At 72.8% G+C, this 18869-nt stretch carries 18 protein-coding genes and 1 pseudogene; 15 read left to right on the top strand and 4 right to left on the bottom strand.

The genetic code is table 11. The annotated features are described in order from the left end of the window. Nucleotides 1-437, top strand: a 437-nt coding sequence (locus tag E1286_RS48380) for an AAA family ATPase (protein ID WP_165970074.1), incomplete at its 5' end; no start/stop codon positions are given. Then, complete coding sequence (locus E1286_RS36280; protein ID WP_132619953.1) at nucleotides 430-1251, top strand: SAM-dependent methyltransferase; 822 nt, start codon at nucleotides 430-432, stop codon at nucleotides 1249-1251. The genes E1286_RS48380 and E1286_RS36280, both read left to right, overlap by 8 nt. Nucleotide 1252: 1 nt before the next feature. On the opposite strand, the gene E1286_RS36275 is transcribed toward E1286_RS36280, so the two are convergent. Then, nucleotides 1253-2071 carry a GNAT family N-acetyltransferase gene (locus tag E1286_RS36275; protein ID WP_132619951.1) on the bottom strand — a complete coding sequence of 273 codons (819 nt, stop codon included), beginning with the start codon at nucleotides 2069-2071 and terminating at the stop codon, nucleotides 1253-1255. A gap of 371 nt (nucleotides 2072-2442) precedes the next feature. On the opposite strand from E1286_RS36275, the gene E1286_RS50785 reads away from it, so the two are divergent. From E1286_RS50785 to E1286_RS36265, 3 genes are read left to right on the top strand one after another with little or no spacing between them, the layout of a single operon-like run. Beyond that, nucleotides 2443-2898, top strand: a complete 456-nt coding sequence (locus E1286_RS50785; protein WP_246075477.1) for a cellulose binding domain-containing protein — start codon at nucleotides 2443-2445, stop codon at nucleotides 2896-2898. A gap of 18 nt (nucleotides 2899-2916) precedes the next feature. Next, nucleotides 2917-4002: a chitinase gene (locus tag E1286_RS36270; RefSeq protein WP_246075476.1), complete on the top strand. Its 1086-nt coding sequence runs from the start codon at nucleotides 2917-2919 to the stop codon at nucleotides 4000-4002. Beyond that, a complete protein-coding gene (locus E1286_RS36265; protein ID WP_132619949.1) occupies nucleotides 3999-5429 on the top strand; it encodes a carbohydrate-binding protein in 1431 nt (476 codons plus the stop codon). Before E1286_RS36270 ends, E1286_RS36265 begins: the two co-directional genes overlap by 4 nt. 16 nt (nucleotides 5430-5445) lie before the next feature. On the opposite strand, the gene E1286_RS36260 is transcribed toward E1286_RS36265, so the two are convergent. Further along, a complete protein-coding gene (locus E1286_RS36260) occupies nucleotides 5446-6885 on the bottom strand; it encodes a molybdopterin-dependent oxidoreductase (protein WP_165970073.1) in 1440 nt (479 codons plus the stop codon). A 255-nt stretch (nucleotides 6886-7140) separates the two neighbouring features. Between E1286_RS36260 and E1286_RS36255 the strand changes: the two genes are divergently transcribed. Continuing rightward, nucleotides 7141-8526: a hypothetical protein gene (locus E1286_RS36255; protein ID WP_132619945.1), complete on the top strand. Its 1386-nt coding sequence runs from the start codon at nucleotides 7141-7143 to the stop codon at nucleotides 8524-8526. Here the strand turns inward: E1286_RS36255 and erm are convergent. Further along, on the bottom strand, nucleotides 8515-9261 hold the full coding sequence (gene erm, locus E1286_RS36250; protein ID WP_425464786.1) for an ErmE/ErmH/ErmO/ErmR family 23S rRNA (adenine(2058)-N(6))-methyltransferase: 747 nt from the start codon (nucleotides 9259-9261) through the stop codon (nucleotides 8515-8517). The two genes, E1286_RS36255 and erm, sit on opposite strands and share 12 nt — an antisense overlap. Before the next feature lie 334 nt (nucleotides 9262-9595). Between erm and E1286_RS36245 the strand changes: the two genes are divergently transcribed. From E1286_RS36245 to E1286_RS36210, 8 genes are read left to right on the top strand one after another with little or no spacing between them, the layout of a single operon-like run. Continuing rightward, on the top strand, nucleotides 9596-10657 hold the full coding sequence (locus tag E1286_RS36245; protein ID WP_132619941.1) for an AAA family ATPase: 1062 nt from the start codon (nucleotides 9596-9598) through the stop codon (nucleotides 10655-10657). 16 nt (nucleotides 10658-10673) lie between these two features. Next, nucleotides 10674-12449: a vWA domain-containing protein gene (locus tag E1286_RS36240; RefSeq protein WP_132619939.1), complete on the top strand. Its 1776-nt coding sequence runs from the start codon at nucleotides 10674-10676 to the stop codon at nucleotides 12447-12449. A 44-nt stretch (nucleotides 12450-12493) separates the two neighbouring features. Beyond that, on the top strand, nucleotides 12494-13171 hold the full coding sequence (locus tag E1286_RS36235) for a response regulator transcription factor (RefSeq protein WP_132619937.1): 678 nt from the start codon (nucleotides 12494-12496) through the stop codon (nucleotides 13169-13171). Continuing rightward, nucleotides 13168-14568 carry a sensor histidine kinase gene (locus tag E1286_RS36230; protein WP_223190763.1) on the top strand — a complete coding sequence of 467 codons (1401 nt, stop codon included), beginning with the start codon at nucleotides 13168-13170 and terminating at the stop codon, nucleotides 14566-14568. The genes E1286_RS36235 and E1286_RS36230 overlap by 4 nt, the downstream gene beginning before the upstream one ends. A 23-nt stretch (nucleotides 14569-14591) precedes the next feature. Next, complete coding sequence (locus tag E1286_RS36225) at nucleotides 14592-15107, top strand: hypothetical protein (protein ID WP_132619935.1); 516 nt, start codon at nucleotides 14592-14594, stop codon at nucleotides 15105-15107. Beyond that, complete coding sequence (locus tag E1286_RS36220; protein WP_132619933.1) at nucleotides 15104-16150, top strand: peptidoglycan-binding protein; 1047 nt, start codon at nucleotides 15104-15106, stop codon at nucleotides 16148-16150. The genes E1286_RS36225 and E1286_RS36220 overlap by 4 nt, the downstream gene beginning before the upstream one ends. Next, nucleotides 16150-16812: an ABC transporter ATP-binding protein gene (locus E1286_RS36215; protein WP_132619955.1), complete on the top strand. Its 663-nt coding sequence runs from the start codon at nucleotides 16150-16152 to the stop codon at nucleotides 16810-16812. The genes E1286_RS36220 and E1286_RS36215 overlap by 1 nt, the downstream gene beginning before the upstream one ends. Then, nucleotides 16809-18005: an ABC transporter permease gene (locus E1286_RS36210; RefSeq protein ID WP_132619931.1), complete on the top strand. Its 1197-nt coding sequence runs from the start codon at nucleotides 16809-16811 to the stop codon at nucleotides 18003-18005. Before E1286_RS36215 ends, E1286_RS36210 begins: the two co-directional genes overlap by 4 nt. On the opposite strand, the gene E1286_RS36205 is transcribed toward E1286_RS36210, so the two are convergent. Beyond that, nucleotides 17976-18383 carry a hypothetical protein gene (locus E1286_RS36205; RefSeq protein WP_132619929.1) on the bottom strand — a complete coding sequence of 136 codons (408 nt, stop codon included), beginning with the start codon at nucleotides 18381-18383 and terminating at the stop codon, nucleotides 17976-17978. The genes E1286_RS36210 and E1286_RS36205 overlap by 30 nt on opposite strands. Before the next feature lie 96 nt (nucleotides 18384-18479). On the opposite strand from E1286_RS36205, the pseudogene E1286_RS36200 reads away from it, so the two are divergent. Further along, a pseudogene (locus tag E1286_RS36200) lies at nucleotides 18480-18869 on the top strand (hypothetical protein); the annotation flags it as partial.

The following is an 18869-nucleotide window of genomic DNA, read 5'->3' as shown; positions in this document are numbered from 1 at the left end:
ACATCCGCGCGCCCCGGACCAGCTTCGTCGGACGGGAGGACGAGCTGGAGCGGCTCACCGCCCTCCTCGGCCGCGCCCGGCTGGTCACCCTCGTGGGACCGGGCGGCGCCGGCAAGACCCGCGTGGCCATCGAGGCTGCCCTCCGCCTGACGCCCGCAGCCCGCGACCGTGGCCGGCGGCCGGGTCGCGGGGTCGATGGGGTGTGGATGGTGGAGCCGGCGTCGCTCAGCGATCCGGGTGACGTGGAGGGGGCGGTGCTCGACGCGCTCGGGTTGCGCGACGAGCGGCCCCGCTTCGGCGACGGCGCCCCCGCCGCCGGAACCCCGATCGCGCAGCTCTGGCACGGGCCTGTCAGGGCCTGTCAGCGACCTGGCGGGCTGAGGCAGACTGCGGGTACACGCCTCGACCCCGATCCGGAAGGTGATCCCGATGCCTGACGACCGGCAACCGCCCGCGTGGCCGCCCCCCGGCCTGGACGTCAGCAAGCCCACCATCGCCCGCGCCTACGACGCGCTCCTCGGCGGCGGCAACAACTTCGCCGCCGACCGCGAGCTGGCGAACTACGCCTGCGAACACATTCCGGGCCTCCGGGAGTCCGCCCTGGAGAACCGCAAGGTCCTGGTCCGGGGCATCCGCCACCTGGCGGGTGAGGCGGGCATCGACCAGTTCGTCGATCTGGGCAGCGGGCTGCCCACCGCGCAGAACACCCACGAGGTCGCCCGGGCGCTGAACCCCCGGGCCCGCGTCGCCTACGTCGACATCGACCCCCTGGTCCACCTGCAGGGCCGGGCGATCCTCGCCGGCGACGACGACACCACGGTCGTCACCGCCGACGTCCGCGAACCCGAGACCGTCCTGCGCCATCCCGACGTGACCCGGATGATCGACTTCGACCGCCCGGCCGCGCTCATGCTCGTGGGCATGCTGCACTACCTGTCACCCGAGATCGCCGGCCCCGTGGTCGCCGCCTACCGGGACGCGCTGGCGCCGGGCAGCCACCTGTTCATCACGTCGCTCGTCGACACCGGCCTGCCCGCGCAGCGCGAGCTCGCCCGCATCACCCGCGAGACCCTGGGGGAGGGCTGGGCGCGCACCCCGGACGAGATCGAACGCTACTTCGGCGACTTCCAGCTGGTGGAGCCGGGAGTCGTCTACACCGCGCTCTGGCGCCCGGACGGGCCGGTGGACCCCGGCGACCTGACCCCGGGGGAACGACTGGGGATGGCGGGGATCGCCCGCAAGAAGCGGTGAACTAGGCGGGATCCGCCTGCCAGCGCCAGTTGTCGCGCTCGTACACCGGGACGAACCCGGCCTGCTTCATGTTGTGCAGCGACGTGTTGTGCTCGCCCGGCAGCTCCGCGCCGGTGTCGGAGAAGATCGTGCGGCACCCCGCGGCGGCCGCGTCGGCGAGGCGCGCCCGGAGCATCGCGCGCTGGCCGCCGTGCCCGCGATGCGGCTCCAGGGTGGCGCAGCCGAACAGCTGGGCCGTCTCGCCGCCGACGAACATGCCGGCCGCCGTCACCGGCTCGCCGTCCACCCGGATGAGGTAGGCGCGGAACCGCGGGTGGTCGGCGAAGACGGTCATCACGTCAGCCAGCGGCCCCTCCGGCATGCCGAAGCCGCGGAGCAGCAGGGACGCCCACTCGGCCGCCGTGTCCGCGCCGACCCGCTCCACGGCCGGCTCGGGGAGGGGCGGCGGCACCTCCGACAGGTCGCGGGCGAGCTTCACCCACGGCCGCTCGCGCGACAGGCCGTGCGCGGCGCGGATGTCGTCCCAATCGGGAGGCAGCACCGACGGCGCGAGCTGCAGCACCGCCGCCGGCGCCCCCTTGGACCGGTAGAGATCGAGAACCTCGCCGATCAAATCGGCCGTCACCGGCCCGGAGAATCCGAACCCCAGCGCCTTGTTCCAGTAGTTCGCCGGGTCGTTGCGCATGGACAACACCACGCCGCCGCCCAGCCGGGCGCTCTCGACGCCGAGGATCTCGCGGGCCCCGGCCGGCGCGCACGCCCCGAACTCGAACAGGCCTGCGGCTTCTGACGACTCCACCACGTACGGATCAACACTCATGACGACTCCCTCGTGAGAAAGAGCGAAAGCCGTTTCGGACGTCGCCAAGCCCGCGTTCCAGGACAGCCCCCGCCAAGCCCCCGCTTCCGGGGACGATATCCCACGCCGGATCGAGATCTTCGCCCGGTGCGCCCCCCTCCGGTGGCGGACTCCCCGATTGGGCCTTGTAAGGACGTGTTGTCAGGACTACGATCGCCACATCTCTTAGGAAAGTTTACTAACAGTAATCTTCGTCCAGACGCGTCCTGACAACCCCTGCAAAGGACCGCCGACCCCGACCGGCCCGCCCGCGCGGGCCCAAGCCGTACGGCCTGCGCCCTCACCCCCCGGCGCGGGCCGTACGGCGGGCCACACCCCCCGAAGGACGGACCATGAGATTCCTCCTGGCTCTCCCGCTCCTGGCCCTCTTCCTCGTCGCCACCCCCGCCCACGCCGCCACGGCGACCGCCTCGTTCGTCAAGACGGCCGACTGGGGCTCCGGCTTCGAGGGACGGGTCACCGTCACCAACACCACCTCCACCTCGATGAACGGCTGGAACGTCCAGTTCGACGTCCCGGCCGGCTTCTCGATCCCGTCCGCGTGGGACGCGGTCATGTCGAGGAGCGGCCAGCGCTACACGTTCACGAACCCGAGCTGGGCGCCCACCCTCGCACCCGGCGCCGCGGCCACGTTCGGCTTCACCGGCAACCCCGGGAACTTCCCCGGCATCACCGGCTGCACCCTGAACGGAGCGGCCTGCGGCGACGGCGAGCCCACCCCGGGCGTGCCGGGCAGGCCGGGCTCGGCCTCCGCCACCGCGACCGGCACCTCGATCGCGCTCTCCTGAGGAGCGTCGCCCGGAACGGTGACCGGCTACCGGGTCTACGAGGGCACCGCTGTCAAGGCCACAGTCACGGGCACGAGCGCCACGATCGGCGGGCTCGGCGCCTGTGAGACGCACACGTACACGGTCAGGGCGTACAACGCGCAGGGCGAGTCGGCCGCGGGCGACCCCGTGACGGCCACCACCACCGGCTGCACGGGCGGCGGCACCCTGCCCGCGCGCGTCCTCACCGGTTACTGGCACAACTTCGTGAACCAGGCCGCCGAGCTCAGGCTGTCGGCCGTCCCCGACGAGTACGACCTGGTCGCCATCGCGTTCGGTGCGGCCACCGCCGTTCCCGGCGAGGTCGCCTTCGCCCTCGACCCGGGGCTCGCCACGGCCGTCGGCGGCTACACCGACGCCCAGTTCAGAGCCGACGTCCAGGCCCTGCGCGAGCGCGGCAAGAAGGTCGTGCTGTCCGTGGGCGGCGAGACCGGGCGCGTGCAGGTCGCGAGCGCCGCCGCGGCCACCCGCTTCGCCGACTCCGTCCACGCCCTGATGCGGACGTACGGCTTCGACGGCGTGGACATCGACCTGGAGAACGGCCTCAACGCCACCTACATGGCGCAGGCGCTCAGGTCGCTGCGCGCCCAGGCCGGCCCCGGCCTCATCATCACGATGGCCCCGCAGACCATCGACATGCAGTCGACCGGAATGGAGTACTTCAAGCTCGCCCTGTCCATCAAGGACATCCTCACGATCGTCCACACGCAGTTCTACAACTCCGGCTCGATGCTCGGCTGCGACCAGGCCCAGGCGTACGCGCAGGGCTCGGTCGACTTCATCACCGCCCTGGCCTGCCTCCAGCTGGAGAACGGTCTGCGTCCCGACCAGGTGGCCCTCGGCCTGCCCGCCGGGCCCGGCGCCGCGGGCGGCGGGATCGTCGCGCCCTCCGTCGTCAACCGGGCGCTCGACTGCCTGGCCACGCGGACGAACTGCGGCGGGTTCGTGCCGCCGCGCGCGTACCCGGACATCCGGGGCGTCATGACCTGGTCCATCAACTGGGACGCCAGCCACGACTGGTCCTTCTCCAAGACCGTCAAGCCGCACCTCGAAGGAATGTCATGAGACTACGCAGCAGGCTCACCGCCCTCCTCACCGGAGCGGCACTGGCGCTGACCGGCGCCGGACTCGTCACCGCACCCACCGCTCACGCCGCCGTCCAGCAGGTGGCCGCCGCCTGGGCGCCGGGGACGTCGTACGCCGCCGGAACAGTCGTCACCTACAACGGCGTCAGCTACGTGTGCCTCCAGTCGCACACTTCCCAGGCCGGCTGGGAGCCGCCCAACGTGCCCGCGCTCTGGCGGGCGGGAACGGGCGGCGGCGACAGCGCGGCGCCCTCCGCGCCCGGCAACCTCCGCTCGACCGGCGTCACCTCCAGCAGCGTCTCGCTGGCCTGGAACGCCGCCACCGACAACGTCGGCGTCACCGGCTACCAGGTCTACCGCGGCGGCACCCAGGTCGCGACGGTGACCGGCACGACCTACACCGACACCGGCCGGGCCGCGGCCACGAGCTACACCTACACCGTCCGAGCCCGCGACGCGGCCGGCAACCTCTCCGCCCCCAGCAACGCCGTCACGGCCACCACCGCCACGGGCGGCGGCCCCGGCCCGGCTCCGGCCAGGATGCCCGGCGCCCCGTACCTCTACATGGGCTGGGGCAGCCCGCCCAACCCCGGCACGGTCATGGACACGACCGGCGTGCGCTCGTTCACGATGGCGTTCATCCTTTCGGGCGGCGGCTGCAACCCCGCCTGGGACGGCCAGCGCCCGCTGACCGGCGGCACCGACCAGCAGGCGATCAACACGATCAAGTCGAAGGGCGGCAGCGTCCAGGTCTCGTTCGGCGGCTGGTCGGGCAACAAGCTCGGCCCCAACTGCTCCTCGCCGCAGGCGTTCGCGGACGCGGTGCAGCGGGTCATCGACGCCGTCGGCCCCGCCGTCGTGGACTTCGACATCGAGAACACCGACGAGTTCGCCAACTACACCGTCCAGGACCGCATCCTGAACGGCCTCAAGATCGTCAAGGCGGACAACCCGAACGTCAAGGTCGTCGTCACCTTCGGCACCACCAGGACCGGCCCCGACGAGCACGGTGTCCGGCTCATCAACCGGTCGAGGGAGCTCGGCGTGCCCATCGACAACTACACGATCATGCCGTTCAACTTCGGCGGCTCGAACCTCTACCAGGACACCGTCAACGCGTCCGAGGGCCTGAAGAACGCGCTCAAGAACGCGTTCGGCTGGAGCGACGCCCAGGCGTACGCGCGCATGGGCATCTCGGGCATGAACGGCCTGTCCGACCAGCAGGAGCTGACCACGCCGGCCACGTGGACGCAGATCCGCGACTGGGCCAGGGACCGGGGCCTCACCAGGCTCGCGTACTGGGCGGTCAACCGCGACCGGCCCTGCCCCGGCGGCGGCGTCGCCGCGCACTGCAGCGGCATCGCGCAATCCGACTGGGAGTTCACCAGGATCACCGCCGGATTCTGAGCCGCCATCCGGGCCGTCACCCGAGCCGGACGAGCTGGGTGGGTTTGAGCGGGATGCCCTGGCCCGGCGGCCGGTAGGTGGGCAGCGCCTCGCCGTACTCGTGCATCCAGGCGTGGTCCACCAGCAGCCGCATCCGTCCTGGCTCCCGCACGCCGCCCGGCTCGGCCGGGGCCGCCGGCCCGCACAACCGGGTCACGGCCCCGGCCACCAGCTCCGGGTCGGGCGGCGACAGGTCGCAGTGCTCGTCCGGCCCGATGAGCAGGTCCACGTCGGGCGGCAGCGGGTAGATCGGCCGCGGCAGGGCCAGCACGCGCGGCGGCGGCGCCATCGGCCAGCCGGACTCCACGGCCTCCAGCAGCACCGACCGCGACGTCCTGCGCTCGAACAACCCCTCGGCCAGCGCCCAGCTCAGCGCGCCGACGTCGGCCCGGTCCTCGCCGCAGGCGTGCAGGCACAGGTACGGCACCAGCGGGATGCCGGGACCGCTCGCCTGCGCCCACCCGTTCCCGCACCCGGTGAGCACGAGCAGCGCCAGCATCGCCCGGTAGGCGGTGTCGGCGTGCGGCGTCTCCAGCCGCCCCGGCACGATCACGCACCGCCCGCCGGTCTTCTCCGCCGTCACGCCCAGCTCCCGCGCCGTCTTCAGCGCCCGCGAGGCGGCCACCCCCGTGTACGCCTCCTGCCAGGCCGGCGTGTACGGCTCCCGCCGGTCGTCGTACCCGTCCGGCCACAGGCCCGGCAGCCCCGGGCGGGACACCCCGTAGACGGCCAGCAGCAGGTCGAACACCGTCGTCACCAGCTCGCCGCCGTCACGCAGCACCGGCACCCCACGTCGCAGCACCCGCGGCCCGTCGTCGAAGCGCGGCAGCAGCACCTCTGCCGTCTCACCGCCGTACACGCTGAGCCGGTCGCAGGCCCCGCCCGTCAGCCCGGCCGGCACGTACGCACCCTCGCGCTCGCGCAGCCGCACCAGGAACGGCAGGTCCGTGTGCTCCATCGCGTGCCCGCAGAAGGGGGAGCGGTCGAGGAAGAACTCCTTGAGCAGCACGTGCCCCATGGCCATGGCCAGAGCGCCGTCGGTGCCCGGCCGGACGACCAGCGTCTCGTCCGACAGCCGCGTCGGATGCGTACCGATCGCGACCACCTTCTGCCCCTTGTACCGCCCGGCGATCACCCACGGCGTTTCCGCCGTACGGACCATCCGGTTGTTCTCCCCCCACAGCAGCACATACGCCTGCCGCGCCCAGTCGTCGGCCTTCGGGCCCGCGAAACACGGCCCCAGCACCTGCTCCGGCGCGCACGGATGCTCGGTCAGCACCGCGCCGCCGAGGTCGCCGACGACCCGCGCCAGCGGCGCCGTCGCGAGCGCCGCCACCCGGTCGGCCCCGTGCTCGGCCGCGGTGTGCACGATGGCCGCCGCCGCGAGCTCGGCCGCCGTGCCGTCGTCCAGCGGCACCCGCCGTTCACCCCTCGCTCGGCGATAGGAATCCGCGCTGCCTGTGAGTTTCGCCCAGGCGGCGACCGGGTCGTGCAGCCCATCCCTCACTTCGAAATAGAGCCTGATCAGTGCCTGGTTGACCTGCGATCCCCCCATGGAAAAAGTTCAACACAGAGCGGCATCCCGTATCGGGATACGTGTCGGCATGTCGGGGATAAGAATGGCAAGCCCAGGTGGCAGGACTTCCCATGTTGCGGCAGGCTAGAGCCCGCCATGGATTACGCACTTCTCACGGGGATCGTCCTCGTCGCCGGTGTCACCCTCGCCCTGGTCGCCCAGTGGCGCGACTGGCGCCCTCCGCTCGTCGTCGCCATCCTTGTGGGCGCGGCCATCCGTGTGCTCATCATGTGCACCTCCGCGGTCGACACCTGGCAGCCCGTCGACTTCGTGGAAAGCTTCAAACCCGCGGGCGAGGCCGTGCTGCGCGGGGAGGACCCGGTGCTGGCCAGCGAGGGCGGCTGGCACTTCCTGCCGACCATCCCCTACGTCTACGGCATCCTGCTGTGGCTCGGCATCCCGTGGGAATACGCCGGCCGCCTGGTCACCGTGGTCTCCGACATCGTGCTGATCCCGCTGGTCGCCAAGCTGGCCGGCGGCCCGAAGGCGTCGCTGCGCGCCCTGCAGTACGCGCTCAACCCGCTCGCCGTGCTCATCGCCTGCGTCCACGGCCAGGTCGAGCCGGTCGCGCTCGTGTTCGGCGTGGCCGCGTTCGTGGTCGCCCGCGGCCCCGGCGATCCCGAGCGGGCCGGCATGGTGACCGACGTGGTGGCCAGGGTGCGCGGCGGCGTGGCGGCGTACGGCGTGCGCGGCTCGATCCCGCGGGTGCTCGGCCCCGGCGGCATGCTGCACCGCGCCCTGCTGCCCGGCCCCGACGACCGCGCCCACCTGCGGCGCGGCGCCCTGGCCGGCGTGCTGATGGGGCTCGCGCTGTGCGCCAAGAGCTGGCCGATCTGGCTGATCCCCGGCATGCTGCTGCTCCTGCCCGGCCTGCGGGCCCGGATCGCCGCGCTGTTCACCACCGGGCTGGTGCCGCTGTTCTTCCTCGTCACGCTGCCGGTCTTCGCCGGCACGTCGCTCCAGCAGATCCCGGCGGTCATCGACACCATCCGCGACATCCGGCCCATCGTCGGCGAATACGGCTGGACGCCGTGGTTCACCAGCGGCGACTGGGCGCTGCGCCCCGACCTGGCGTCGTTCGGCACCAACCTCATCTACGTCAGCGTCATCGTCGTTCTCTTCCTGTGGCGGCGCGCCGACCCGATCGACCTGACCACGGCCGTCCTGCTCGTCTTCATGGTGATGACGCCCCGGCTGGGCGCCCAGTACCTGCTGTGGTTCATGCCGTTCCTGATCGCGCGGCCGACGAGGTTCGCCTGGCCGGCCGTCCTCGCCGTCTGCCTCTGGTCCGGCTACGGCTACCTCTACATGACGCAGTTCGACGTCAACACCTGGTGGGCGCTGCACTCGTACTGGTCGCGCGCGTCGATCGTGCTGCTGCCGATCCTGGCGCTGGCGATGCCGTGGGGCCGCCGCGTCTCGACGGCCCCAGGGCCTCCGCCTGCCGCGCCGGGCAGGCTCACGGCCGCGTCATCGGCATAGGCGCCCCCACAGGGTGACCCACTGGTCGGGGTGGACGTGCCCGACGACGGCGTCGCGGGCCACGCCCGCGGCCTCCAGCGCGGCGTCCACCCCGTCGTAACGGGCTTTCAGCGAGGCCCGCACCGATCCGCCGACGCCGCCGAAGCCCAGCTCGACCAGCTCCTGGTACGAGCGCCGCTCTGCCACGAGAGGCTCGGGCCGGCGTTCGATCCGCAGGATCGCCGAGTCGACCGACGGCACGGGACGGAACGCCTCCCTGCCGACCGTGTCGCCCAGCCGCCAGTGGAACCACGGCCACGACTCCACCGTGACCAGGCTCCAGCGGCCGTAGTCGCCGGTGCGCTTGCGGGCGTACTCCCGCTGCGTGAGCAGGGTCGCCGAGGTCAGTGACGGCGCCCGCAGGCACCAGTCGACGATCTTGGACGTGATCGCGTAGGGGATGTTCCCCGCGACCGCGAACGGTTCACGCGGCGCCCGCGCGGCCGTGAAGTCGCCCCTGACCACCGTGATGCGGGAGTCGTCACGCGTACGCGAGGCCAGCCGGCCGGCCAGCCGGGGATCGACCTCGTACGCGATGACCTGCGCGCCCGCCTCGGCCAGCGCGAAGGTGAGCACGCCCTCGCCCGGGCCGGGCTCCAGCACGAGTCCCTCCGGAGCGGCGGCCTTGATCATCAGCTCGACGGCATGCTCGTCGACCATGAAGTTCTGCGAGAGCGTACGCCGCGCCCGGTCCACGGGCGTGCGGCCGCCGCCGCTGTTCTTGGCCTTCTTCTGGGTGTGTGAATAGTTTCCGTGCGCGAAAGTCTTCGCCACAGCACTGCCCTTCTGGGTCCTCGAGATTCGACGGGTCTCGAAGGGCCCTGGGCACGCGCGTGCGGACGCGCCGGCTCAGATCAGTCTGATGTCACCGCGTCCGTCAGCGGGCCAGGGCCCGGCTGTGGCGGATGCGCATGAACACGGTGCAGGCGGATATGCATGACATGCCGGCCACGCTATGCAGCGGCCAGCCCGGCGGGCAACCGAATAAATGGGATGCGCGGGGCGCACCGGATTCGCCACTCTGGGGACCGTGCAAGCGACGATCACGGTGACTCCGGCGCAGCTCCCCGAGCTGTTGCTGCACGTCGCCGTGGTCCGGCCGGTGTTCCTGTGGGGGGCGCCCGGCATCGGCAAGAGCTCGCTGGTGCGCGACTTCGCCGCCGCGCTCGGCCTGGAGTGCGTGACCCTGCTCGGCACCCAGCTCGCCCCCGAAGACCTGATCGGCGTGCCCGAGCTGGTCGACGGCCGCAGCCGGTTCGCGCCGCCCGAGTCGATCGCCAGGGACGAGCCCTACTGCCTCTTCCTCGACGAGCTCAACGCCTCCGCGCCCGAGGTGCAGAAGGCGTTCTACTCACTGATCCTCGACCGCAGGATCGGCACGTACGAGCTGCCGGCCGGGTCCGTGGTGATCGGCGCCGGCAACCGGGCCACCGACAACGCGCTGGCCCGCCCGATGGCCTCCGCGCTGATCAACCGCCTGGTCCACATCCATCTGCGGGCCTCGGCCGACGACTGGCTGAAGTGGGCGGCCGAGCACGGCGTCCATCCGTGGATCGTCGACTACCTCGTGCAGCGGCCCGACCACCTGTGGAGCCCGCCGCCGAAGACCGAGGAGCCGTTCTCCTCGCCACGGGCCTGGCACATGTTGTCCGACGTGCTCGGCTCGTACGGCGACGACCTCGCCGACGAGACCCTCGCCACGCTCGCGTTCGGCACGCTCACCACCGAGCACGCCTCCGCCTTCCGCGCCTACGTCAGGACCGTGCGGCACGCGTACGACCTGGAGGCCGTGCTGAAGGGGGAGGCGCCCTGGCCCCGGCGGCCGGAGGAGCGCGACCTGCTCTACTTCCTGGCCGAGGCGTTCCGCGCCCGTCTGGTCAAGGAGCTGCCCGCCGACAAGCGCGGCGCCTCCGGCAGCGGCCGCGACCTGGGCTTCCGCGCCAAGACGCTGCTGGTGGAGCTGGCCGAGATCTCGCTCGAATGCGCCCAGTTGGTCATCGCGAACGACGCAGACGGCGCGCCCGCGCTGCCCACCTGGTTCCTCGTCGAGGTCGCCAGGGACGTGCCACGGCTGATGGCGGCCCGATCGTGAGCATCGTGAGCCGGTCTTGACCAGGCGCAGAGCAAAGGTCGACCCGTGGCGGGCGGAGGTGCTCAAGGGCTGGCACGCCGTGGTCGACCTGCCGCTGTTCCGCGTCTTCCGCAGCCGTCTGTACGACGCCGGCGACGGCGAGCTGTCCGGCGACACCTGGGCGATCGTCACCGACCACGGCGACGTCCGGTTCCACCCCAAGCGCCGCGCCCCCGCCGAGGAGTGGTCGTGGGTCTTCGCCCACCTCCTGCTCCACGTGGGTTTCGGCCACGCCGATCCGCGCACGTGCGCCCTCAAGGACATCGACGCAGACCGCCCTGACCCCGCCTACCACGCCGCCTGCTGCGTGGCCGTGGAGCGGTTCCTGCGCACGCTCAAGATCGGCCGCTGTCCCGAACCGGTGCCCGCCGAGCTGCCGGAGAACGACGAGGTGACGCTGTCCGAACGGTGGCGCAGGCTCGGTGTGCCCGCGCCGTTCAAGCCCGTCGGCGAGCCCGACTTCCGGATCGGCTCCGCGAAGCTGGCCGAGCACCTCGACTTCCAGCGCTCGTTCGCGATCGGCGTCGCCGAGGCGGCCACCGCCGCGCTCGACCGGGCCGGCGCGCCGCGCACCACCGCCGACGGCCACGTGAAGGGGCCCTGGGACGCGGCGCTGCGCTGGTTCATGTCGTCTTATCCGCTGCTCGGCGCGCTGGCCAGCGGCATGACGATCGTCTCCGACGTGGAGCTGGCCAGGGGCTGGGACATCTCGATCGCCGCGGTCAGCGCCGAGGCCGGCGAGATCTACGTCAACCCGCTCGCCCGGCACTCCGCGCTCGAATGGCGGTTCGTGCTGGCCCACGAGATGCTGCACGCCGCGCTGCGCCACGGCGAGCGGGCCGGGCTGCGCGAGCCGTACCTGTGGAACGTCGCCTGCGACTACGTGATCAACGGCTGGCTGGTCGAGATGGGCGTCGGCGAGATGCCGGAAGGGCTGCTGTTCGACCAGTCGCTGAGCGGCATGTCCGCCGAGGCCGTCTACGACCGGATCGCCGGCGACCTGCGGCGCGTGCGTAAACTCGCCACCCTGCGCGGACGCGGGCTCGGCGACGTGCTCGACCGCCCGCCGCGCCGCCAGGGCCGCTACGTCGACCTCGACGCGTACTACCGCAACGCCCTGCGCAACGGCCTGGCCTACCACCACACCGGCGGACGCGGGTTCGTGCCCGCCGGGCTGGAGCAGGAGATCCGCGCGCTCGACCAGCCGCCGCTGCCCTGGGACGCCCAGCTCGCGCGCTGGTTCGACGAGCACTTCCAGCCCGAGGAGCGGCGGCGTTCCTACGCCCGCGCCTCCCGCAGGCAGGCGTCGAGCCCCGACATCCCGCGGCCCGGCAGGATCCGGCCGGAGGAGGTCGTCCGCAGGCGGACGTTCGGCGTCGTCCTGGACACCTCGGGCTCCATGGACGTGAAGCTGCTCGGCAAGGCGCTCGGCGCGATCGCCTCCTACGCCGCCGCCCGCGACGTGCCCCGCGCCCGCGTGGTCTTCTGCGACGCGGCCGCGTACGACGCCGGATACCTGCCGGTCGAGGAGATCGCGGGCAAGGTGCGGGTCCGCGGCCGGGGCGGCACCGTGCTCCAGCCGGGCATCAGGCTGCTCGAACGCGCCGACGACTTCCCGCCCGACGGGCCCATCCTGGTGATCACCGACGGGCAGTGCGACGTGCTGCGCGTCCGCAGGGAGCACGCCTTCCTGCTGCCGCAGGGCGCCTCGCTGCCCTTCCGGGCCCGCGGACCGGTGTTCTTCCTGAAATAACGGCTTTGAGCTGGCATTGAGCTGACTCGGGTACACCTTTACCCATGGACCGACCCGCCCGGGTGCTCGTCGTCGACGACGAGCCGAACATCCGCGCCCTGCTGTCCCAGACCCTGCGCCTGGTCTCGTTCGAGGTCAGGACGGCGGAGACCGGCGCGGAGGCGGTGACGGCCGCCAGGGAGTTCCGGCCCGACATCGTGGTGCTCGACGTGATGCTGGAGGACATCGACGGGTTCGAGGTCGCCAGGCGGCTCGGCGAGCGCGTCCCCGTGCTGTTCCTCAGCGCCCGCGACCGCGTCGAGGACCGCGTCCAAGGGCTCACGCTCGGCGCCGACGACTACGTGGCCAAGCCGTTCAGCCTGGAGGAGGTCGTGCTGCGCATCCGCGCCATCCTGCGCCGCAACCGCTCCCGCCCCGAGGACGACGTCCTGCGCTACGCCGACCTGGAGCTCGACCCGCAGGCGCACGAGGTACGACGGGCGGGCGTGCCGGTGGACCTGTCGCCCACCGAGTTCAACCTGCTCGAATACCTGCTGGCGAACGCCGGCCGGGTGGTGAGCAAGGCGCAGATCCTCGACAGCGTCTGGCGCTACGACTTCGACGGCGACTCCAGCATCGTCGAGTCGTACGTCTACTACCTGCGCAAGAAGATCGACAAGTTCGAGCCGCAGCTCATCCACACCGTGCGCGGCGTCGGCTACACCCTGAGGATCCCGCGGTGAGGCCCGCCGCCTGGAGCCTGCGCACCCGGCTGGTCATGGCCGTGCTCGGGCTCGCCACGCTCGGGCTGGTGCTGTCCAACGTGGTCGGCATCGCGTTGCTGCGCGACAACATGATGGGCCGGGTGGACCGGCAGATCGAGCAGCTGGCCAAGGTCGGCAAGACGAAGGGCGATCTGGTGTTCCCGGCCAAGCCGGTCCGCTCCGACGCCCTCTCCGAGCTGCTGGCCAAGCGGCTCGCGTCCGCCCAGCTGGTGATGATCTTCACGCCCGACGGCAGGCTGAAGGCCGACACCGCCGTCGACGACCGCCCGGTCATCGACGACCTGCGGACCGGCGTCACGTACACCGTGCCCGGCACCGCCGATCACCCGTGGCGCCTCCACGCCGTCGAGCTGCCGAACGGCAACACCTGGGTGATCGCCCAGTCGCTGGCCGAGCTGGAGCAGACCGAGACCTCCGCCATCGCCATCGCCGTCGCGGTGAGCGCGGTCACGCTGCTCCTCATCGGCCTGGCCGCCAACGCCGTCGTACGCCTGGGCCTGCGCCCCCTGACCCGGATGGAGGCCACCGCCGGGCAGATCGCCCGCGGCGACTTCGCCCGCCGGGTCCACGCCCGCGACCCGCACACCGAGCCGGGCCGCCTGGCCACGGCCATGAACGTGATGCTCGACCGCCTCCAGTCCGAGATCGCCGCGCGCACCGACTCCGAGACCCGCATGCGGCGCTTCCTCGCCGACGCCTCCCACGAGCTGCGCACCCCGCTCACCTCCGTACGCGGCTTCGCCGAGCTGCACCGCAGGGGCGGCGACGCCGGCGAGGCCATGCGCAGGATCGAGGACGAGGCCGCCCGGATGGGCGTGCTCGTCAACGACCTGCTCACGCTGGCCCAGCTCGACGAGGAACGCCCGCTCGACCGCGGGCCCGTGGACCTGCTGGAGGTGGCCGCCGACACGATCCGCGACGCCCGCGTCCGCGTGCCGGAGCGGCACGTCAGGCTGGCCGGCTTCAGCGGCGCGCTCGCTCCCGTCTCCGTCGTCGGCGACGAGGCCCGCCTGCGCCAGGTGGCCGCCAACCTCGTCGGCAACGCCCTCTGCCACACCCCGCCCGACGCCGACGTCACCGTACGGGTGGGCCGTACGGACGGCGCGGCCGTGCTGGAGGTGGCCGACACCGGCCCCGGCATCCCGCCCGAGCACGTGCCGCGCCTGTTCGACCGCCTCTACCGGGTCGGCCACGGCCGCTCCCGAGCCGACGGCGGCGCCGGGCTGGGCCTGGCCATCGTCGCCGCCATCGTCCGCGCCCACGGCGGTCGCATCGAGGTCGACGCCCGGCCCGGCGAGGGCGCCGCGTTCCGCGTGTTCCTACCTGACTCCCAGGCGGCTCCCAGCTCGCGTTGAAGCGCGCCCGGCACGTTGGGCGCATGAGAAGAACACTCATCGTCACCGTCCTGGCCGTCCTGGCCGCCGGGTGCGGAGGGCAGAGCGGCACGGGCGTCGCCTCCGTCGCGGCGGCCTCCGCCGAGCCCGCCGCGAGCGCCGGCGCGACCCCCACCGCCGACCGCGCGGAGCAGGGCAGGAAGTTCGCCCAGTGCATGCGCGAGCACGGAATCCCCATGGAGGACCCGGGCGCGGACGGAGGCGGCGGTCTCAGCACCATCATCAAGGACGTCGACAAGAAGAAGCTCAAAGAGGCCACCGAGGCGTGCCGCGCGCACGCGCCGTTCAAGGACCGCGGAGAGATCGATCCGGAGCAGGTCGACAAACTGCGCGAGTTGGCCCGGTGCATGCGCGAGAACGGCGTGGACATGCCCGACCCCACCGCCGACGGCAGGTTCCCCTCGGGCGCCATGCGCGGTTTCACGAGGGACGACCCCGCGTTCGAGAAGGCCTTCGAGGTCTGCGGCAAGGCGTTCCCCAAGCTGGGAGTGGGCAAGTGACGCAGGACGCGCGCCGGCCGCTGCGGCTGCTCGCCTGGAGCGGCGGCGCCGCGCTGCTCGCCGCCGCCGTGGTGGCCGCCGTGGCCGGCTTCGGCGGCGACGCCGCCCCGGCGGTGGCCGGCCGCACGCCCCCCGCCACCGCCCAGGTCGTCCGTACGACGCTCACCGAGACCAAGACCGTGGACGGCACCCTCGGCTACGGCGACCCGATCACCGTCACCGCCAGGTCGCAGGGCACGATCACCTGGCTCCCCTCGGAGGGCTCCACGGTCACCCGCGGCCACGCCGTCTACAGCGTGGACGCCGACCGCCGCCCCCTCCTGTACGGCACCATGCCCCTCTACCGCACGCTGCGCGACGGCGTCGAGGGCAAGGACGTCGAGCTCCTCGAACGCAACCTCGGCAAGCTCGGCTACGAGGGCTTCGACGTGGACGGCACCTTCACCTGGGCCACCCGGGAGGCCGTCGAGGACTGGCAGGACGACCTCGGCCTCGACGTCACCGGCCAGGTCGAGCCCGGCGACGCCGTGGTCGCCCGCGGCCCGCTGCGCGTCGCCGACCTGAAGAAGGCGCTCGGCGACGGCGCGAGCGGCCCCGTGCTCACCGCCACCGGCACCCGCCGCGAGGTCCGCGTCGACCTCGACGTGGCCGACGAACACCTGGTCCGCAAGGGTATGGAGGCCACCGTCGAGCTGCCCGACGGCACCACGGTGGACGGCGAGATCAGCCGCGTCGGCAAGGTCGCCGCCCAGGGCACCGGCGACGACACCGCCACCACCGTCGAGGTCACGCTGTCCGTGACCGGCCTGAAGAAGGCGTACGACGCGGCCCCCGTGGACGTCACGATCGTCGCCGACTGGCGGGAGGACGTCCTCGCCGTCCCCGTCGGCGCGCTGCTCGCCCTGGCCGAGGGCGGCTACGGCGTCCAGGTCGTCGACGGCGCCGCCACCCGCTACGTCGCCGTCGAGACCGGCCTGTTCGCCGACGGCCAGGTCGAGGTGACCGGTCTGGAGGAGGGCACGACCGTGGCGGTGCCCGCGTGATCGCCGAACTCCACGACGTGACCAAGCTGTACGGCGACGTCACCGCCCTGCGCGGCGTCTCCCTGGCCGTCGGCGAGGGCGAGCTCGTCGCCATCTCCGGCCCGTCCGGCTCGGGCAAGTCGACCATGCTGCACCTGCTCGGCACCCTCGACCGCCCGTCCGGCGGCGTCGTCCGCATCGCCGGCCACGACGTGCTCTCCCTCACCGACCGGCAGCTGTCCGCCCTGCGCGCGAACGTCATCGGCTTCGTCTTCCAGCAGTTCCACCTCGCCCCCGGCGTGCCCGCCCTGGACAACGTGGCCGACGGCCTGCTGTACACCGGCCCGCCCCTGCGCGAACGGCGGCGGCGCGCGTACGAGGCACTGGAACGGGTGGGCCTCGCGCACCGGGTCGGCCACCGCCCGCACGAGCTGTCCGGCGGCGAACGGCAGCGCGTGGCCATCGCCCGCGCGGTCGCCGGCCGCCCGCGGCTGCTGCTCGCCGACGAGCCGACCGGCAACCTCGACTCCCGCTCCGGCGCCGGCGTCATGGACCTGCTGCGCGACCTGCACGCGGGCGGCACCACCGTCGTCGTCATCACCCACGACCGCGACATCGCCGCCTCGCTGCCCCGCCGCGTCGAGATGCTCGACGGCGGGATCGTGCAGGGGGCGCTGACATGAGCGTCCTGACCCCCGCCCGCATGCGGCCGCGCGACGTGCTCAGGACCGGCGGGGCCGGCCTGCGATCCAGGCCGTTGCGGGTGTTCCTGTCGGCGCTCGGGATCGCCATCGGCATCGCCGCCATGATCGGCGTCGTCGGCATCTCCGCCTCCAGCCAGGAGGACCTCAACCGGCGGCTCGAAGCGCTCGGCACGAACCTGCTCACCGTCTCGCCCGGCCAATCCCTGTTCGGCGAGTCGTCCCATCTGCCCGAGGAGGCCGAGGGCATGATCGGCCAGATCGGTCCCGTCACCGCGGTCACCGCGACCGGCGCCACGCCGGCCAAGGTGTACCGCAACGACCACGTTCCCGAGGCCGAGTCGGGCGCCATCGCGGTCACCGCCGCCCGCCTCGACCTCCTGCGCGACGTCGGCGCCGCCGTCACCGCCGGCGCCTGGCTGAACGAGGCCACCCACCGCTATCCGGCCACCGTGCTCGGCGCGAAGGCCGCCGACCGGCTCGGCGTCGTCCGGCCGGGGCCCGACCAGCGGGTCTGGCTCGGCGGGCAGTGGTTCATCGTCGTGGGGGTGCTCGGCCCCGTGCCGCTCGCGCCGGAGCTCGACACGGCGGCGCTGGTCGGCTGGCCCGTCGCGGAGGAACGCCTCGGCTTCGACGGCTACGCCACCACCGTCTACGCCAGGGCCGAGGAGGCGTACGTCGTCCAGGTGCGCGGCGTGCTCGCCGCCACCGCGAACCCGCGGCAGCCCAACGAGGTCGAGGTCTCCAGGCCGTCCGACGTCCTGGCCGCCAAGCAGGCCACCGACGCCGCACTGAACGCGCTCCTGCTCGGCCTCGGCGGCGTCGCCCTGCTGGTCGGCGGCGTCGGCGTGGCCAACACCATGGTCATCTCCGTGCTGGAACGCCGAGCCGAGATCGGCCTGCGCCGCTCACTCGGCGCCACGCGCGGGCAGATCCGCGCGCAGTTCCTGGCCGAGTCGCTGCTGCTGTCCGCCATCGGCGGCGTCGGCGGCGTGCTGCTCGGCATCGGCGTCACGGCCGCTTACGCGGGGCTGCGCGGCTGGCCGGCGATCGTGCCCGGATGGGCCATGCTCGGCGGCGTGGCCGCCACCCTCGTCATCGGCGGCGCGGCCGGCTTCTACCCGGCCGTCCGCGCTGCCCGCATGTCACCCACCGAGGCCCTGGCCACCCCCTGACGGCTCCACGACGACGCGGACGAGGTGCCCGTGCGACCGGTACCCCGGTGGGTCGCCGGGCATCACGCCCGTCACGCACTCGAAAACGCCGTCACCGGCCTGCCGTACCAGGAAGGCCGGCTCCGCGATCACCGACAGGAGCCTGATCACGGCGCGGTGCGCCTCGATGCCCAGGAGCTCCGTCCCGGTCCGGGCCCGCACCTCGTTGAAGCCGTCGTCCACCAGCCGCTCGCCCAGCACCTCCCAGCCCGGCACGCGCCGCAGGTGAGGCAGCAGGTGCGCCTCCGGCTCCTCCGTCACCCAGCCGCCGGCCCGCATAACCTCGGCCAGCCGGTGCACGGCGGGCAGCATCGCCGCCGCGTCACTTCGATGTCCCACCGCCCTCGCTCCTCCGCATGTCCGATTGTGACAAGAGAACCCCGCCCCGTACGGGGTAGCGTCGCGTCACGATTCGTCGCCGATACAGGGGGAGCCATGGACATACTCGACCGCGCGGAGCGCTACCTGCACCTGCACGGCAGGCTGATCGACCGGCTGCGCTTCGAGGCGCTGTTCCGTGGCGGCTCCCGCGAACGCGTGCTCGACGCCCTGCGTTGCTACCAGAACGCCGACGGCGGGTTCGGCCACGCGCTGGAGCCCGACCTGCGCGGCCCGGCCAGCCAGCCGGAGCCGGTCGAGGTGGCGTTCTGGATCCTCGACCAGCTCGACGCGTTCGACTCGCCCATGGTGCCCGCCGCCTGCGACTACCTCGCCTCCGTCACCACGCCCGACGGCGGCGTCCCGTTCGTCCTGCCCTCCGCCCGGGAGGCGCCGCACGCCCCCTGGTGGGAGCCGGACGACGACCCGCCCGGCCACCTCATCCCC

The sequence above is a fragment of the Nonomuraea terrae genome (assembly GCF_004348995.1).
GTDB lineage: Bacteria > Actinomycetota > Actinomycetes > Streptosporangiales > Streptosporangiaceae > Nonomuraea > Nonomuraea terrae.
The sequence above is the reverse complement of the archived record's forward strand: the minus strand, read 5'-3'. Positions and strand labels throughout refer to the sequence as shown.

Bases quoted from the DNA above. Each gene is read 5' to 3' on its own strand.
- E1286_RS36235 (WP_132619937.1), top strand. From the start codon at position 12,494: ATGGACCGACCCGCCCGGGTGCTCGTCGTCGACGACGAGCCGAACATC.
- E1286_RS36280 (WP_132619953.1), top strand. From the start codon at position 430: ATGCCTGACGACCGGCAACCGCCCGCGTGGCCGCCCCCCGGCCTGGAC.
- E1286_RS36225 (WP_132619935.1), top strand. From the start codon at position 14,592: ATGAGAAGAACACTCATCGTCACCGTCCTGGCCGTCCTGGCCGCCGGG.
- E1286_RS36255 (WP_132619945.1), top strand. From the start codon at position 7,141: ATGGATTACGCACTTCTCACGGGGATCGTCCTCGTCGCCGGTGTCACC.
- E1286_RS36275 (WP_132619951.1), bottom strand. From the start codon at position 2,071: ATGAGTGTTGATCCGTACGTGGTGGAGTCGTCAGAAGCCGCAGGCCTG.
- E1286_RS36265 (WP_132619949.1), top strand. From the start codon at position 3,999: ATGAGACTACGCAGCAGGCTCACCGCCCTCCTCACCGGAGCGGCACTG.
- E1286_RS50785 (WP_246075477.1), top strand. From the start codon at position 2,443: ATGAGATTCCTCCTGGCTCTCCCGCTCCTGGCCCTCTTCCTCGTCGCC.
- E1286_RS36210 (WP_132619931.1), top strand. From the start codon at position 16,809: ATGAGCGTCCTGACCCCCGCCCGCATGCGGCCGCGCGACGTGCTCAGG.